This is a genomic window from Thermotalea metallivorans, assembly GCF_001562415.1.
Classification (GTDB): domain Bacteria; phylum Bacillota; class Clostridia; order Peptostreptococcales; family Thermotaleaceae; genus Thermotalea; species Thermotalea metallivorans.
Window position 1 is genome coordinate 33,681 of the sequence record NZ_LOEE01000055.1, and the last position, 16,716, is coordinate 50,396.

At 39.8% G+C, this 16,716-nt stretch carries 14 protein-coding genes, 1 rRNA gene and 1 pseudogene; 14 read left to right on the forward strand and 2 right to left on the reverse strand.

Annotated elements, in window-relative coordinates:
* Window positions 1-16: 16 nt before the first annotated feature.
* From AN619_RS11855 to AN619_RS11875, 5 genes are all read left to right on the forward strand, one after another.
* Window positions 17-1,813, forward strand: a complete 1,797-nt coding sequence (locus AN619_RS11855; protein WP_068557232.1) for a tetratricopeptide repeat-containing glycosyltransferase family 2 protein — start codon at window positions 17-19, stop codon at window positions 1,811-1,813.
* Window positions 1,814-1,846: 33 nt separating this feature from the next.
* Window positions 1,847-3,841: a glycosyltransferase gene (locus AN619_RS16360; RefSeq protein ID WP_068557234.1), complete on the forward strand. Its 1,995-nt coding sequence runs from the start codon at window positions 1,847-1,849 to the stop codon at window positions 3,839-3,841.
* 76 nt (window positions 3,842-3,917) lie between these two features.
* Window positions 3,918-4,424 (forward strand): amidase domain-containing protein, encoded by a 507-nt coding sequence (locus tag AN619_RS11865; protein WP_068557236.1) that lies wholly within the window; start codon window positions 3,918-3,920, stop codon window positions 4,422-4,424.
* A gap of 111 nt (window positions 4,425-4,535) precedes the next feature.
* Window positions 4,536-6,293: a B12-binding domain-containing radical SAM protein gene (locus AN619_RS11870; RefSeq protein ID WP_068557238.1), complete on the forward strand. Its 1,758-nt coding sequence runs from the start codon at window positions 4,536-4,538 to the stop codon at window positions 6,291-6,293.
* Window positions 6,294-6,306: 13 nt separating this feature from the next.
* Complete coding sequence (locus AN619_RS11875) at window positions 6,307-7,056, forward strand: hypothetical protein (RefSeq protein ID WP_068557240.1); 750 nt, start codon at window positions 6,307-6,309, stop codon at window positions 7,054-7,056.
* A 37-nt stretch (window positions 7,057-7,093) separates the two neighbouring features.
* Here the strand turns inward: AN619_RS11875 and AN619_RS11880 are convergent, their stop codons facing one another.
* Window positions 7,094-7,318: a DUF3892 domain-containing protein gene (locus AN619_RS11880; protein WP_068557242.1), complete on the reverse strand. Its 225-nt coding sequence runs from the start codon at window positions 7,316-7,318 to the stop codon at window positions 7,094-7,096.
* Window positions 7,319-7,531: 213 nt separating this feature from the next.
* On the opposite strand from AN619_RS11880, the pseudogene AN619_RS11890 reads away from it, so the two are divergent.
* The 7 genes and pseudogenes from AN619_RS11890 (at window position 7,532) to AN619_RS11920 (ending at window position 14,793) form a co-directional block, all read left to right on the forward strand.
* Window positions 7,532-8,672, forward strand: a pseudogene (locus AN619_RS11890) (MFS transporter).
* 80 nt (window positions 8,673-8,752) lie between these two features.
* A complete protein-coding gene (locus AN619_RS11895) occupies window positions 8,753-9,580 on the forward strand; it encodes an NAD(+)/NADH kinase (RefSeq protein WP_068557249.1) in 828 nt (275 codons plus the stop codon).
* 20 nt (window positions 9,581-9,600) lie between these two features.
* The gene (locus AN619_RS11900; RefSeq protein WP_068557251.1) at window positions 9,601-10,089 is read left to right on the forward strand and encodes a GNAT family N-acetyltransferase; all 489 of its coding nucleotides are present in this window, start codon (window positions 9,601-9,603) and stop codon (window positions 10,087-10,089) included.
* A gap of 74 nt (window positions 10,090-10,163) precedes the next feature.
* Window positions 10,164-11,294, forward strand: a complete 1,131-nt coding sequence (locus AN619_RS11905) for a tetratricopeptide repeat protein (protein WP_068557253.1) — start codon at window positions 10,164-10,166, stop codon at window positions 11,292-11,294.
* A 201-nt stretch (window positions 11,295-11,495) separates the two neighbouring features.
* Window positions 11,496-12,404, forward strand: coding sequence for a bifunctional enoyl-CoA hydratase/phosphate acetyltransferase (locus tag AN619_RS11910; RefSeq protein WP_068557255.1), 909 nt, complete (start codon window positions 11,496-11,498; stop codon window positions 12,402-12,404).
* A 36-nt stretch (window positions 12,405-12,440) separates the two neighbouring features.
* Window positions 12,441-14,216 carry an indolepyruvate ferredoxin oxidoreductase subunit alpha gene (iorA, locus tag AN619_RS11915; RefSeq protein ID WP_068557257.1) on the forward strand — a complete coding sequence of 592 codons (1,776 nt, stop codon included), beginning with the start codon at window positions 12,441-12,443 and terminating at the stop codon, window positions 14,214-14,216.
* Window position 14,217: 1 nt separating this feature from the next.
* Window positions 14,218-14,793, forward strand: a complete 576-nt coding sequence (locus AN619_RS11920) for an indolepyruvate oxidoreductase subunit beta (RefSeq protein ID WP_068557259.1) — start codon at window positions 14,218-14,220, stop codon at window positions 14,791-14,793.
* Between the two features lie 267 nt (window positions 14,794-15,060).
* On the opposite strand, the gene AN619_RS11925 is transcribed toward AN619_RS11920, so the two are convergent.
* A complete protein-coding gene (locus AN619_RS11925) occupies window positions 15,061-15,423 on the reverse strand; it encodes a L,D-transpeptidase (protein ID WP_068557261.1) in 363 nt (120 codons plus the stop codon).
* A 249-nt stretch (window positions 15,424-15,672) separates the two neighbouring features.
* Here AN619_RS11925 and cuyB point away from each other — a divergent pair, with 249 nt between their 5' ends.
* The gene (gene cuyB / locus AN619_RS11930) at window positions 15,673-16,377 is read left to right on the forward strand and encodes a cysteate racemase (RefSeq protein WP_068557263.1); all 705 of its coding nucleotides are present in this window, start codon (window positions 15,673-15,675) and stop codon (window positions 16,375-16,377) included.
* 273 nt (window positions 16,378-16,650) lie between these two features.
* A 16S ribosomal RNA gene (locus tag AN619_RS11935) occupies window positions 16,651-16,716 on the forward strand; the annotation flags it as partial.

Here is a 16,716-nt window from a genome sequence, read left to right on the forward strand (position 1 = left end):
GAAAGGGGGAGAGCATATGGAAAGGATGAAAACCGTCAGTTTGTGCATGATTGTAAAGGATGAAGAAAAATATTTGGAGAGATGTTTAAATAGTGTAAAGGATTTGGTAGATGAGATGATTATTGTGGATACGGGATCAAAGGATCGTACCCTTTCCATTGCTGAAAAATTTGGGGCTATTGTAAAGCATTATGCCTGGGATGATCATTTCAGCAATGCCAAAAATTATTCCCTTCAATTTGCCAGCAAACACTGGATTCTATTAATGGACGGGGATGATGAATTTTGCAGTGAAGACAAAGAAAAATTTATTGAGCTTATCAACAACTCCCAAAAAGACGGCCATTATTTTAAAACCTTGAGCTTTGCCGGAGAGAAGCCGGGGAGGGATACCGTATCCAATCTGAATCTTAGACTTCTTAGGAATAATCAACGCTATAAATTTGTTGGAGCGATCCATGAACAAATTGCCCGGGTGGATGGAAAAATAGATTACCGTAATTTTTCAACAGAGAATATTCGTGTTTTTCATTATGGTTATTTGAACCAAGTGGCTGTCGAAAAAAATAAAAGAAACCGGAATATTGCCATCATTGAAAAAGAATTAAAGGAAGATCCGGGAAATAAATTCCATTTATTTAACTTAGGCAATGAATATTATGCCATGGGGGAGAAGGAGAAAGCCCTCAGTCTATACGACGAAGCATATAATCACCTTGACTTCCATGTGGGATTTGCACCTAAACTGGTTATTCGCCGGATTATGTGTCTCGAGGAGTTGGGCAGACACGGGGAGGCTTTGGCAGAGATCGAAAAAGGGATGACGCATTTCCCAAATTTTACGGATCTAGAGTTTATTAGAGGATGGATCCATTTCACCGATGGAAGATATACCCTTGCCATTGACCGTTTCAAACGATGTCTGGAGCTTGGGGAACCCCCGATCCAGCTGGAATTCCTTAATGGGGCGGGGACATTCAGGCCTTATCAAGCTCTGGGAGAGATCTATTATAAATTTGAAGATTATGAGAAAGCTTTGATTTGTTTTGAAAATTCACTGAAATTAAATCCCAATGCTCGGCATATTCTCTATAGGATTGCAAAGATTTTCAATAAGATGTACGAGGAGAAAAAAATTGTTTCATATAAAATTGCACAATATTTTCACCTTCATCATGGGCCGAGTCTTTTGTGCATTGCGGATATCCTCATGCAAGAAGGATTATATGATTTGGCCCAAGGGTACTTGGAAAAGGCTGGGGAAATGGTAGAAGACCATCATGAAATCAATTTTATCATGGGGAAAAACTTATTCTATCAAAAAAGATTTGATGAAGCTTTAGAAAGATTGGAAAGGGTTAATGCAAATCATCCCCAGTATGGGGAGAGTTTGAAGAAAAAATTCATAATACATCTGATCCGAAATGACAGGGAGGTATCCTCCGTTCTGGGAAAATTAAAAGAGATCGGGGATGATTTCGGTTATCGGGTATGTTTGCAGCTGTATTCAATTGCTCAAGGGGAGAACAAGGCCATTTTGTCGGAAGAGGATGACCCTGCCCAATGTTTAGGGATAACCATGGAGATTTTGGAGGACTTATTGAAGGTGCGAGCATTTGTTTTGTTTGAAAAACTACTCAATGTATTGAACTATATCCATTCCGACCAAGTCTTATTGGCACTGGCGAAACTCTATTATCACCATGGATTCAAAGGAATGGCAGCCAGGGAGGTTCTTCGGTCCATCCAAGAACTCTCTGCCATTGACCGGACAGGAGTAGAGATACTGTATGATGGGTATCAAGGGCATTAAAAACATAAAGGGCATATGAAGGCAGGTGTAGAAATGGAAAAGAAGGTAAGGGTTTTGGTAGGAAGTCCTGTGCGGCAAAGGCCGGAAATTTTACGGGAATTTTTAACTTCTTTAGCCAGTCTCCATAAGGAGGGCTTGGAAATACATTTTTACTTTGTTGATGATAATGATTGCAGGGAATCTACCCTCCTATTGGAGAATTTTTATAAAGTAGTGGATGGAACGGTAAAAATTCAGGCAGGGGAACGTATAGATACCTATGTTTGCAATGAGGAAACCCATCATTGGAAGGAACACTTGATCTGGAAAGTGGCAGCGTATAAGAATGCTATGATAAAATATTGCATGGATCAGGACTATGATTATTTGTTTTTAGTTGATTCGGATATTGTTTTGCATCCCAAAACATTGAAACACCTTGTTGAAACGGAAAAAGACATCATTGCTGAAGTTTTTTGGACCAAATGGTATCCCGATTCTCCGGAGCTGCCCCAGGTATGGTTGCAGGATCAGTATACGCTGACGGAAGAAATAAAAGGAAGGGGGAGTGTCCAAGACAGGGAGAGTGCAAAGGATTTAAGATTTCTCGAAAAACTAAAACAGCCGGGCGTTTATGCGGTGGGCGGATTAGGGGCATGTACTTTAATCAGTAGAAAAGCCCTAAAAGCCGGAGTGAATTATAACAAGATTTACAATATTTCTTTTTGGGGGGAAGACAGACATTTTTGCATAAGGGCAGCGGCCTTAGGGTTTCAATTATATGCAGATACCCATTATCCCCCTTATCATATTTATCGACAGCAGGATTTAGAGGGGGTAGAGGCTTATAAAAAACAGTTTGAAGGAAATGAAAACAGAAAATGGGTGGCATGGCATAGGCCAATGGCAGATACAAAGGAAGTCATAGACGTCATCAAAGATTTTGTGATCAGTTATCTATCTTGTGACTACCGGATTGCCACCGGCTTTGAGGGATTGGCCCATGTATCGTCTTCCTATGCCCGCAAGCTGTTTGCAAGACAAAAAGAAATCCTTGATTATCAGATAAAACATGGCCTTGTCTGCGAGGCCCTCCCCTTGGATGTTGACGTTTCAAGATTTGATCCCATATCAGGAAAGGCAGAGGCAAATCTGTCTTTTGCATTAAAAATAAAGGGAAAAGAAAAAATGGAGCGGCGGTTTACGGCCAATCTCCATCTCGTCCATGCTGATCAAAAAAAATGGATCGTGGAGTTTATGGCTTTTAAAAATGATAGGGGGGAGAGTTTGCTGGGATTTTCATTGATAGATTTGCTGGAAGAAAAGATCAGAATAGACAAAGATAGAAACAATAAGCTGACATTGGCCATGCTTGTCCGGAATGAGGCAAATAAGTTTTTGAAGCAAACCTTGACCCATGCGGCCCGGTATATCGACAAAGCCATTATTTTGGACGATGGAAGCACAGACAATACGGTTCAGGTATGCAGGGAGACCCTCAAAAGAATCCCATTAAAAATTATTTCCAATGGACAATCAAATTTTCACAATGAAATTCTTTTGAGAAAACAGTTGTGGGATCTTACGGTTGCCACGAGACCTGATTGGATTTTATGTTTAGATGCCGATGAAATATTTGAAGACCGGATCATAGATCATATAGATCAACTAATGAATCAATCTTCCTTTGATTATTACGGTTTCAGACTCTATGATTTATGGGATGAAACCCATTATAGGGAAGATGCCTATTGGCAAGCCCACTTTCATTACAAAATCTTTTTCATAAGATACCAGCCCAATTATCAGTATACTTGGCATGAAACACCGCAACATTGCGGGAGATTTCCCAATAATATTCATCTGCTGAACGGATGTGACTGCCATATTCGGTTGAAGCATTATGGGTGGGCAAATGAAGCCTTGAGGCTGGAAAAATATAAAAGATACATGACCCTCGATCCAGAAGGAAAGTATGGAGATATCCGTCAGTATCAGAGTATTTTGGATGAAAGGCCCAGGCTGATAAAGTTTGAGGAAAGAGAATAGGCCGTTGATGCATCTTTTCATGACAAAAAAGATAAAAAAAGTATAAGAATGATTTAATGAAAAGGGGAATTATAGAATGTTGAATAACAGTTTGCAGCCCTATAATCGAAGGGATGCCGTTGCCTATGCAAGGCAATGGGCTCTGGGACGGAATCCAAGATATGCTGATTTTGAAAAAATGGGGGGTGACTGTACAAACTTTGCTTCCCAGGTGCTTCATGCCGGGGGCTGTCCCATGAATTACAGTCCCAACGGGTGGTACTATCGCAGTTTAAATGATCGAGCTCCTGCATGGACCAGTGTAAAATACCTGCATAGATTTCTCCTGTATAATCGATCCACGGGACCTGTGGCGAAGGAGACGGACTTGTATGGCATTACCTTGGGAGATTTAATCCAATTAGATTTTGAGGATGACGGCATATACAACCATACACCTGTGGTGGTGGAGATTCTTCCGGGAGAAAGGCGACTGGACAAAATATTGATTGCAGCCCATACCATTGACCGCATCGATTATCCTGTATCAAACTATACTTTTCAAAAAATAAGATTTCTTCATATTTTGGGGTACAGGAGATAGGTATAAAATTACCTGTCTCTTGGTATTTATCCATAGGTTTTGTGTTATAATGGGATTATAAGATGACAAATAAGAAGAGGACAAAGGACGGAAAGGAACGAAGATTTGGCTATGAAGACATTGCTTACCACGCTGCATTCGAAATATATCCATGCTTCACTGGCTTTGCAGTATTTAAAAAGCTACTGCAAAAACGAATTCGAAAATATGGAAATCAGAGAATATACCGTAAATCATGATGCAGATTATATACTGGGGGAGATTTATAAAGGAAAATATGACTTGGTATGCTTTTCCTGCTACCTATGGAATATATCTGAAACGCTGACCATCGGGAAGAATTTAAAAAAGGTGAATCCCCAAGTTACGATTGTTCTTGGAGGGCCGGAAGTAAGTTTTGATGCCGTGGATCTGATGGAACAACATGATTTTATCGACTATATTGTCATAGGAGAGGGTGAGGTTACCTTTCAGGAGCTACTAAGGTATATATGCAAGGGGCAAGGGAAATTGGAAGACATCCGGGGCATAGCCTACAGGAGGGACGGATGTGTTTATCAAACGGAAGAGCGGGAACTCATTCAAGAGTTAGATGCAATTCCTTCGCCTTTTTCTGAAGGATTAGAAGGCTACGAAAACAAGATTATTTACTATGAAAGTTCCAGAGGATGTCCCCATAACTGCAAATATTGTCTTTCTTCCACTATAAAAGGTGTGAGATTTTTCTCCTTGGATCGCGTGAAAAAGGATTTGGACCTTTTCTTAAAAGAGAAAGTGAAACAGGTTAAATTTGTTGATAGAACCTTCAATGCCAAAAAGAGCCACAGTTTAGAAATCATGAAATATATCCAAAAAAGGGACAATGGGTATACCAATTTTCACTTTGAAATCACGGCAGACTTGTTGGATGAAGAAACATTGGAATTTTTATCCCAGGTCAGGGAAGGGCTGTTTCAGTTTGAAGTAGGTGTCCAAACCACCTATGATGTAACCATGGAAGCCATTGACCGCAGGGTGAATTTTGACAAGTTAAGCAAGACGGTAAAAAAAATTTCAGAATTTAGGAACATACACCTACATTTGGACTTGATTGCAGGGCTGCCTTATGAGAATTTCCAGCGTTTTCGAACATCTTTTGATGAAGTGTATGCCCTCAAGCCGGAAAAATTGCAGCTAGGATTTTTAAAACTGCTGAAAGGCTCTGGTATTCGAAGGGATGAAAAATTCCATGATTATATTTATAAAGATGAAGCCCCTTATGAGGTATTGGCCAACCGGTATATAAGTTATGATGAAATGCTTCAGCTAAAAATGATGGAAGAAATGGTAGAGATATATTATAATTCCCATGGCTTTGATTATGCCGTGGCTTTCATCCTGTGCAATTTTTATGATCGTCCTTCTGATTTTTATTTGGATTTAGCCCATTATTGGGAAGAATCGGGATACCATCGTACTTCCCATGGCAGAAATGAATTATATGAGATTTTGCTGAAATTTTATGGGCATAGAAGTTTTGAAGCAAAGGATATTTTTCAGGAAATTCTTAAATTTGATTATGTAAGGCAGGGAAAGGGTGCGCTACCAGACTTTTTTCACCATGGAGAGAATAGAGATTTCAAAAACAGAATGCATCGCTTCTTGCAGGATCAGGGGAATATTGCCCAATACCTGCCTCAATATGAAGGGCTTCCTGTCAAGCAGATTCTCAAAAAGGTGCATTTTGAAAGCTTTGCCTATGATATTCTAAAAATTATTCAGAATCCCCGTTGCCTTTCGATAGAAAGGGAGCCTATCACGCTGCTCTTTGACTATGACTTGAAGCATAAGGTTTTTGCCAAATCCAAATTCTACAAAGTCTATTTATAAAGGAGAGTTGTCCATGAATGTATTGCAGGATATACTGGAAATCAATAAAGAGATTCTGCCCAAAAGCCTTCGATTGACCATAAAAAACTGGCCTATCATTTTTACGGGTTTTGTATATGCCCTCATTTTACTCTTGTTGGGACGGACTGTTTTTTTATTTTCTATCTTGGCGGGGATCATTATCACTCTGGTGCAAAGCGCCCTGTTTTCCAATTATCTTTATTTGATTGAAAATATTATTCAGTACGGAAAGATTGATTTTCAAGATTTTAAACAAGGATTTAAAGTGTACATCTGGAAAATTTATGGAATTCTGTTTGTAATTTGGTTTGTAAACTATGGTGCTGCCCTCTTTTTAAGTCCCATATTCAGCATTCGCATAGGTTTTGTTTCCCTATGGGCCCTCATACAGTTAGTTGCTTTTATTCTCTTAAACTGTCTGCCGGAGGTAATTTATCAAAAGCATTATCATGTGGGGGAAAGCTTTCGCTATTGTTTTGAATTTATCAAAGAAAACTGGTTCAACTGGTTTGTTCCCAACGTTATATTGGGCGTCCTATTGGTGCTGATTACGGGGAGAGGTTTAAGCTCCAGCCTGTTTTTCGGTGGAGACTTGTTTTCACTGTCTGTTTCTTCCCTTGCGGTCTATGGGGTGGCTCAATTTCTCTTGACCTTTATCATGGTATACCGAGGGCTGCTTTTTCAAATTTTAAGTACTTCTTCCAGGAGAAAAAGGATGTTTATGCGCAATATGTATCGATAAAAAGGGTGACTCTTTTGGTCACCTTCTTTTTTTGCATTTAGAATGTAGGAAAATCTTCCAGGTATTTATATCTGCCTGCTGATGAAGTAGGCTGCAGATATTCCCTTCCGGCATCGTTAATTTCTACACGGACATTGTCAATCAGGCCAGCCTTTGCTGCGTCAATGGCACGCTCAATGGTTAATACATTTCCATCGTCAAGTTTTATGCTTTGGACACTGCCATCATGAAATTTCCTTACGGCAACAATTTTATGTTTCATTTGATCACCTCTTAATTTCATTATCTGTAGACAAATAAAAAAATATGTGATGCAAATTCAACATGAAATAGTATAAACAAGGAAAAAATAAATAAAATAATGTTTTGTGCAAGAAATTGGACGATGAAATCAGGTGGAAAAATGACAAAAGACCAGACAATAAAAATATTTGCCTTATCCTTTGTACCCTTTATCATGGTTTTAGGAAATTCTATGCTGATTCCTGCGTTGGCAGACATAAAAAGGGAGCTGCAAATCAGCCAGTTGGAAGCAAATCTGATTATCAGCTATTTTTCTTTTTCGGCAGCGTTGGTGATTCCATTTTTGGGATTTGTTTCTGATAGAATCGGAAAAAAATGTAATGATTCCGGCATTGATTGTATATGGTATAGGGGGACTGGTATCAGGTTTTGCAAGCCTTATTTCCCGGGAACCCTATCCATGGATCCTATGGGGGAGAATTATTCAAGGCTTTGGAGCCGCCGGAACATCTCCCATTGCCATGGCACTGGTCAGTGATACCTTTTCTACGACAGAAAAAAGTAAGGCTTTGGGGATCATGGAAGCATCCAATGGGGTGGGCAAGGTTGTCAGTCCTGTTTTAGGGTCCCTCATTGCCATGATTATTTGGTATCTCATTTTTTTTACTTATTCTTTTTTGACGATTCCCATAGGCGTCATGATCTGGTTTATTATCAAAGAGGAGAGGAGTCATGGAGAACGTAAAAACTTGAAAATATATTTTGGGGAAATCTTTGCTATTCTTAAGGCAAAGGGGCTATCCCTGATCCTTTGCCTTGCTGGCGGCTTTCTTACTTTATTTATTTTATATGGTATTTTGGCAAATATTTCAGATATTATCGGAGGAGAACTCAAAAGAAATGTTTTGAAAAGGGGGTTTATTGTTGCGCTGCCTGTCATGACCATGTCTATTGTTGCCTATTGGTCCGGGGCCTATTTAAAAAATAAGGAAACCCTTTACAAAAAACTTGTTGCGGGGAGCTTGACAGCATGTGTTGTATGCTTGTTGGTGATGCCTTTTTTGAAAATGCTTCTTTACAGGCTGATAGTCCTGGAAGCTATCGGCATTGCTGTGGGGGCAGCCTTGACAGCCCTGAATATCTTTGTCACAAGCTGTGCACCACCGGGGAAGAGGGGCGTCGTGACAGCGGTGTATAATAGTTTTCGTTTTCTTGGTATTGCCCTGGGACCCGTTTTTTTCACCAGTTTTTACAAAAGTGCCCTGAAACCGGGAGCATTGACAGCTATGGCAGGAGGACTGGCCTTATTTATTCATATGTATTTGCAATCAGATCTAATGTTGGAGTATTTTGGCGTAAAAAAATTAAGATAAATCAAGGATAGGAAAAAGGAAATTTCCATGAAATAAAGAAATAAAGAATAAATATCAAAAACCGGAAAATGGGTGATAGCTTGAAAAGGGTATTGATTCATCATAACCAAAAACAGGAAAGCATCGCTGTGCGAGAAGCATTGACAGAACATTTAAAGAGGATCGGGTTTATCGTCACCGAGGACCATCCCGACATTATTATCGTCATTGGTGGCGATGGGACCATGCTGAGTGCCATACGACAATATAAATTTCTACAAAAACCTTTTATCGGTATCAATACAGGAACCCTTGGTTTTTTGCCTGCCATATCTCCCGAAAATTTAGCAAAGCTGGCCGATTGTCTGAAGGAGAGAAAATATGATCTCCATAGCTATCCTCTAATCAAAGCCAGGGTAAAAACAAATGATGAAGAAATCATAGAAGATTATGGGTTTAATGAAATCGTGATCAAGCATTTAGAACCCAGATTGATGGAGGCGAAAATATATATCAACGGACAGCCCTTTAATTATTTTACGGGGGACGGCTTTATTATTGCTACCCCCATAGGTGCCACAGGCTATGGAATATGGGCCGGAGGCGTGGCTACCCACTCCGAATTGCCCCTGTATCAGTTGATTCCTATTCATCCCAATGACAATAGCGTAAACAGGCCTTTAAAGACACCTATGATTATTCCTTTGGATACGGTCATTCGATTTGAAATTATGAAATCTTTGAGCCGTGAAATCCTAATTGCCTGCGACGGCGTCAAGATGGAGAAGCATTCCATATCGGAGATAGAGGTTTCTGTGGCGGATATGCCTATACGGATTCTTCGCATAGGCGAATTTAACTATTTCGACGATTTTAAGAAAAAAATTGTGGATAAGGGGGAGCTCAGGACAATTCATGAAAATTTATAACCTTACAAGGGGGAAAGGGTATGACGATGGTTTATAGAGAGCTGACTGTGGAAGATGTTCCAAAAGCTGTCCTCCTCTTTCGGGGACTGGCTGAGGAACAGGCTGAAGTTTCTTTTGCTGAGATTTTGTCGGAGGATGAGATTAAAAAATGGATTATAGACGATAATATATTTGCCTATGGGGCTTTTCAGGGCGAAAATTTATTAGCTGTACTGAGGGCTGTCAGAGGAAGAGACAATAGGAATCATGCCGTTTATTTAACGGCGGCAGTAGACAAAAATTATCGGGGGTATAAAATTGCAAAGGAAATCACCTTATACAGCTTGGAACGGCTAAAGGAAAAAGGGGTCAAGATTGCCAGGACCTATGTTTACAGCAATAACAGAGCCTCTATCAACACTGTATTGTCTTGCGGTTTTACTTTTGCAGGCTGTGTCTATCAACATCACTATGACGAGGAAACAAAAAGCTACATAGATGATCTGATTTTCCATAAAATATTATCCTAAAATCCCCTCGAGGGGATTTTCTTCATGCATAAAAATAGGATATAATCAATAGATGAATAGAGGAGGCGTTTGCTATGTTTCAACGAATTGACAAATATCTGAGAAACCGGTTGGATCGGATTGTTTTTATTGAATTAAAAAAGAATGCTCAACTGGAAGATAAAAGATTTGAAATGTTGAAGGATATTCCAGTTCCTGTAATGGTTCAGGAATTGGCTGAAACCATAAAGAAAGAAGAACAACAGCAGGAAATTTCCCTGGCTAGCATGGCTAGGGGCATGATCTATTTAATTGGATTAGACAGTCATTTCCGGTATATACCTGAATACAAAAAGTTCTTATATCAGTTTGACGGTCAAATCGAAGACTATATTATCTATGAGGGACTCAAGGCTGCCGAAAAAAAAGAATTTTACAACAGCTTGATTTATTTTAAGGCCCTCATTGCATTGAATGAGGAAAATATCAACGGGTTATTCAATTATGCCAGATGCTGCCAAGATATTGCCTATCAATCCCAAGAGGAGGCAATCATTCAGGATTTTTCTGGTGAAGCATTAGAGGCATTAGAGCTTTTGATAGAAAAGCACCCTGATTTTGCTTTGGGATATTATCATCTGGGATTTTATTATGCCAATCAAAAACTTTTCAAAAAAGCTCAAATCACTTGGGAAACATCCTTGCGATTAGGGATTGATGAAGAGAAAGAAAGGGAAATATTAGTCCAATTGAGCAGCCTGAAAAGCCATATACAGTATGAGGAAGGATATACCTTGATTTTGGGGAATCAACCGAAACAAGGATTGGAAAAGCTTTTGCCTTTGGAAGAAAAACATGGAGATTGGTGGAATGTATTGTTTTTTATCGGACTGGGCTACAGACAGTTGGGCGATTATGGGCGGGCCATCGATTATTTTTCAAAAATTTTAAGAATAAAGCCTACCCAGGTGGATGCGCTCAATGAGTTGGGGATTTGCTATGCCTCTGTGGGGGATTACGACAAGGCAGAAAAACATCTGAAAAAAGCCCTGCAATGGAAAGAAGAAGGCGACAGTGAAATATTGTGCAACCTGGGCATGGTATATATGGAGCAGGGGAAATTGTCCTTAGCTAGGGAAGTCTTGGAAAAATCTATGCAACTAAATTCACAGGATGAGATTACGCAAATGTGTTTGCATAAATTGAAGGCCATGGAGAATCAATAAAAAGAAAAAAGAAATTGCCCCTTAGGTACTAGCATTCAGTAATGAGGTGTAGTATAATTTATTTTAGATAAGACAAAATTTTGCCAAAATCTTTTCATTTTATGTACTGAAGTTTATAGCTGGCCTGAAGAGGGTTTTTTTTGCTCCAGTATTATTAAAAAATTGTAAGGTTCAATAAAAATTTTACATGGGAGTGATGGTATGATTAAAAACTTTCAAGAGTTGATTCAAGCCGCAAAAGAACAAAAAACCATGAGACTGGCCGTTGCTGCCGGTCAAGATGAAGAGGTACTGGTAGCAGTTTGCAATGCCTCTGAATTAGGCATTGTAGAACCTATCCTTGTGGGAGATGTGGAAAAAATCAATGAAATCGCAGTGGCTCATCAACTGGACATCAGCGGATATCAGATGATTGACAAAAAGGGATTGGATGAAGCGGCAAGGGCTGCCGTTGAATTGGTAAGCTCGGGAAAAGCAGATTTTGTGATGAAGGGCATCTTAGATACTTCCATTCTACTGAAGGCAGTTTTAGATAAGGAAATCGGATTGAGAACAGACAGCCAGCTAAGTCATGTGATGCTGTACCAAGTAGAAAATTACCACAAATTGATCTTCTTAACGGATGGAGGCATGAATATTGCCCCCAGCTTAGAAGAGAAAGTAAAAATTATAAAAAATGCGGTACAAGTGGCAAAGGCATTAGGAATTGAAACCGTAAAAGTAGCCTGTCTGGCTGCCAAGGAGAAAGTGGATCCGAAAATGCAGGCCACAGTAGATGCTGACGAACTAAAGAAAATGTGTGAAAACGGCATATTTGGCGAAGGAGTCATCGTAGACGGTCCACTAGCCTTCGATTTGGCCATATCGAAAGAGGCTGCAGAAATTAAGAAATTTAAGAGTGATGTGGCCGGGGACGCAGACATTCTTCTTGTACCGGTGATTGAAGTAGGAAATGGCATTGGAAAGGCGTTAACTTATTTTGCTAATGGGGATTCAGCAGGAATCATTATGGGAGCAAAAGCGCCCGTTGTATTGGTTTCAAGGGCTGATACCCATGAGGCAAAGTTAAATTCTATAGCATTGGGCAGTGTTATTGCTGCCAATCAATAATGTTTATTTTTTATGAAAGAAGAGGAGAGTGAAAGGATGAAAGCGTTTTTAACAGGAAACGAGGCGATTGCCCGTGGAGCCTATGAAGCCGGCGTTACATTTGCAGCCGCTTATCCGGGAACGCCAAGCACAGAGATTTTAGAGAATATTGCGCCCTACAAAGAACATATATATGCTGAATGGTCACCCAATGAAAAGGTGGCTCTTGAAGTAGCTATCGGAGCATCCATTGCAGGGGCAAGGTCTCTTGCGGCTATGAAGCACGTAGGAGTAAACGTGGCGGCGGACCCGCTGTTTACCTATGCATACACAGGAGTAAACGGGGGCTTGATTCTGGTATCAGCCGATGACCCGGGGATGCACAGCTCACAAAATGAACAGGATAACCGCTACTATGCCAAATTTTCAAAGATCGCCATGGTAGAGCCAAGTGACAGCCAAGAGGCAAAGGACTTTGTGAAAATTGCCCTAGAGATTAGTGAAAAATATGATACACCTGTACTTTTCAGAGTAACCACAAGGATCTGCCACAGCAAGGGCCTTGTAGCGTTTGGAGAAAGAGAAGAGGTAGGCATCAAGCGCTATAGCAAGAATATACCCAAATATGTGGCAACACCAGCCAACGGTAGAGTGCTTCATGTGAAGGTAGAGGAAAGGCTGAAAAAACTAGAAGATTTCAGCAACGAAACGGAATTAAACAGAATTGAATGGAATGACAAAAAGGTAGGCATTATTACTTCCAGTGTTGCTTACCAGTATGCCAAAGAAGTATTCGGAGATAAGGCATCTTATCTAAAACTAGGTTTTACGTATCCGCTGCCAATGAAGAAAATTAAAGAATTTGCGGATCAGGTGGAAACTTTATATATTATTGAAGAATTAGAGCCATATATTGAAGAGCAAGTAAAAGCTGCCGGCATTGCATGTATTGGCAAGGACTTAATTCCAAGGGTTGGGGAATTAAACCCGGATATCATTGCGAAGGCTATTCTTGGAGAAGAAAGACCTACGATCCAATATGGTGAAGCAGAGGTAGTGGGCCGTCCTCCAACAATGTGTGCAGGATGTCCCCACAGAGGTTTCTTCTATATGTTATCAAAAAAGAAAAATGTGATGATTACCGGGGATATCGGATGTTATACTTTAGGATCAGCAGAACCGTTGAATGCCATGGATACGTGTATCTGTATGGGTGCCAGCATCAGTGCGGGACATGGTGCGCAGAAAGCCTTCGAGTTTCATGGTGTTGACAAAAAGGTTGTGGGAGTCATTGGAGATTCTACATTCTTCCATTCGGGGGTAACCAGTTTAATGGATATCGTTTACAATCGAGGAAATGCCGTAACGGTTATTCTGGATAACAGAATTACCGGTATGACAGGACATCAGGAAAATCCTGGAACAGGATATACATTGCAGGGAGATAAGACCCATGCGATTAATATTCCTTTATTGTGCGAAGCCGTCGGTGTGAAGAAAGAAAACATTTTTGTGATTAATCCCCTAGATTTAGATGCATGCAATAAAGCAATCGACGATGCGTTAAAAGCTACAGAACCTACGGTGATCATTACAGAATGGCCTTGCGTATTAAAGAAGCCATCTCCGGAAGATATTGAAAAATTCGGAGTAAGAAAAGTGATCTGCAAGGTAGACGAAGAAAAATGCAAATCTTGTAGAATCTGTACAAAAACAGGATGCCCTGCGATTGCGTTTGATACAAAGGCAATCATTAATGAAGATATGTGCGTAGGCTGTGAGGTATGTTTGCAGGCATGTCCATTTGATGCAATTGAAAAGGTGGGTGAATAATATGTCAGACGTTAAAAATATATTACTGGTTGGTGTTGGGGGACAGGGAATTATCTTGGCAAGCAAACTGCTTTCCGAAGGGTTAATCAGTGCAGGCTATGATGTAAAAATGTCAGAGGTACATGGCATGGCGCAACGGGGCGGTAGCGTTACAACACAAGTCCGATTTGGCAAGAAGGTATATTCCCCAATCATCGGTAAAGGGCAATCGGATATTATCGTATCCTTCGAAAAAATGGAAGCCCTTCGCTGGTTGGATCATTTGAAGGTTGGAGGAAAGGTTGTTGTCAATGATTATGAAATTCCTTCAGCACCCATTCTCGTAGGAGCTGCCAAGTACCCAAGCAATGTATTGGAGATACTGAAGAAGAAGGCAGATACGACAGTGTTTAAGGCAGCAGAAATTGCAAAAGAATTGGGTAATATTAAAACAATGAACGTTGTAATGGTTGGTGCCTTAGCCAAGGCTATGGGGTTGAATGAAGTAAACTGGGAAGAAGTTATCAAAAACAATGTGAAAGATAAATTTGTAGACATTAACTTAAAAGCTTTCCAAAAAGGCATGGAGCAACTGTAAGCAGAAAGGCTTCCGATAAAAAGAATAGGCCAGGGATTCAAATTTCTTTGGAAATACCATGAAAATCAACACTTGTAAGGTTTTATCCTTGCAAGTGTTTTTTTATCCTTGTCATTAAGAATTCATAGAAGCCTGGGGATAAGTGTATATTGGCAATGAATAAATTTCTTTTGCTATTAGTCCTTTTCTTCAGCGAAGAAAGCAGATAAATGCAAAGTTCATCTGCGTTATCCCGAAAAACTTCCAAATCATTATATTGATATATCATTATATTGATATGATTTTCACAGTAGTTCCGATGGGGACTAGATGATAAAGTTCGATCACATCTTTATTGTACATTCGTATACACCCATTAGACACGGCTTTTCCTATGGATAAAGGGTTGTTTGTTCCATGAATTCCAATATGAGGCTTGCTTAGGCCTAACCATCTTGCACCAAAAGGGCCACCAGGATTTACTGCTTTGTTTACGATTTTGAAAGTGCCCTTAGGTGTAGGTGTAGATGGTTTGCCAACAGCAATAGGATAAGATTTAATTCTTTGTCCGTTGCGATATAGGGTGAGTGTTCTAGCAGCTGTATGGATAGTGATGCTGTAAGTTTGCACAATACGCAGATTGTAATCCATTTTGATCACTTCCTGATTTCATATGAGGATAATACATATTATGCAGGGAGAGATGGAGATTATGATAAAGAACTTCGCCAGAAGGAATAGAATCCTTTGGAAGAATGGATAGACAGAGCGATACACAATTCATGTCAAAATTTGCAATAAAAATTTAAAGGATATTCTGTCCTTGTTCTAGAAGTATATATTGTTTTCACATGGAAGATGAATTGGAAAAAGATAATTTTTTCAAATAGGGGGATGACAATGAAGGACTATATTTTGGGAGTACTGGGCGGTATGGGGCCTGAGGCCACATCGTACTTTTTTCAACAGCTAATTAAGGCTACGCCTGCGCAAAAGGATGCCGATCATATAAAAACCATTATATACAACAATCCTCAGATCCCCGATAGAACGCAGGCCATCGTGGGCAAGGGGATAACCCCTGCCAATGAAATGATTCAAACTGCATTAGCGTTAGAAAAAATAGGAGTAAATGAAATTTTTATTCCTTGCATTACGGCCCATTTTTTTGTTCAGGAAGTACAGCAATATATCCATACACCCATATTAAACCTGCTGAAAATCCTACAGCAATATCTAAAAATAAATCATCAAGATGTTGTGAAAGTTGGAATCCTATGTACTACGGGAACAAAAAACAGTCAAATTTTTGATAGAGAATTAGAAACATATCATCTTATATATCCGGATGATTTTTATCAGGAAAATTATGTGATGGAGGCTGTCTATGGAGAAAAAGGAATAAAAGCAGGTTTTACCACCGGGATACCCAGTGAAAAACTAGCGGAGGCAGCAAAGCATCTGAAAGAAAAGGGAGCAGAAATCATTATGATGGGATGTACGGAGATTCCTTTAGCTTTTCGAGAGGACATGATCGATATTCCAGTGATGAATGCGCTGAAAATTGCAGCAGAATATATCGTTGAGAGAGTTAAGAAACAATAAAATCTTGTGCGGCAAATAGCATACGAATTTTTCAAGGGGTATGCGGAAAGGATAAGGAAAAATTACCAGTTGATTTGGTATAGAGAGCATGGTAATATATATATTGTCGTCTCAGAAAAGAAGGGGTAAAAAATACCAACAAAAAAGTGATTGACATAATGTTAAAAAAGTGGTATAGTATTAAGAGTCGGCGGTCAACGCTGACGACAGAATTGGTCTTTGAAAACTACACAGTGTAAGAGGAAAGCCAGCAAGCAAAGAGAAGGAAGAATTTGATTTGAGAGTTTGATCCTGGCTCAGGATGAACGCTGGCGGCGTGCCTAACACATGCAAGTCGAG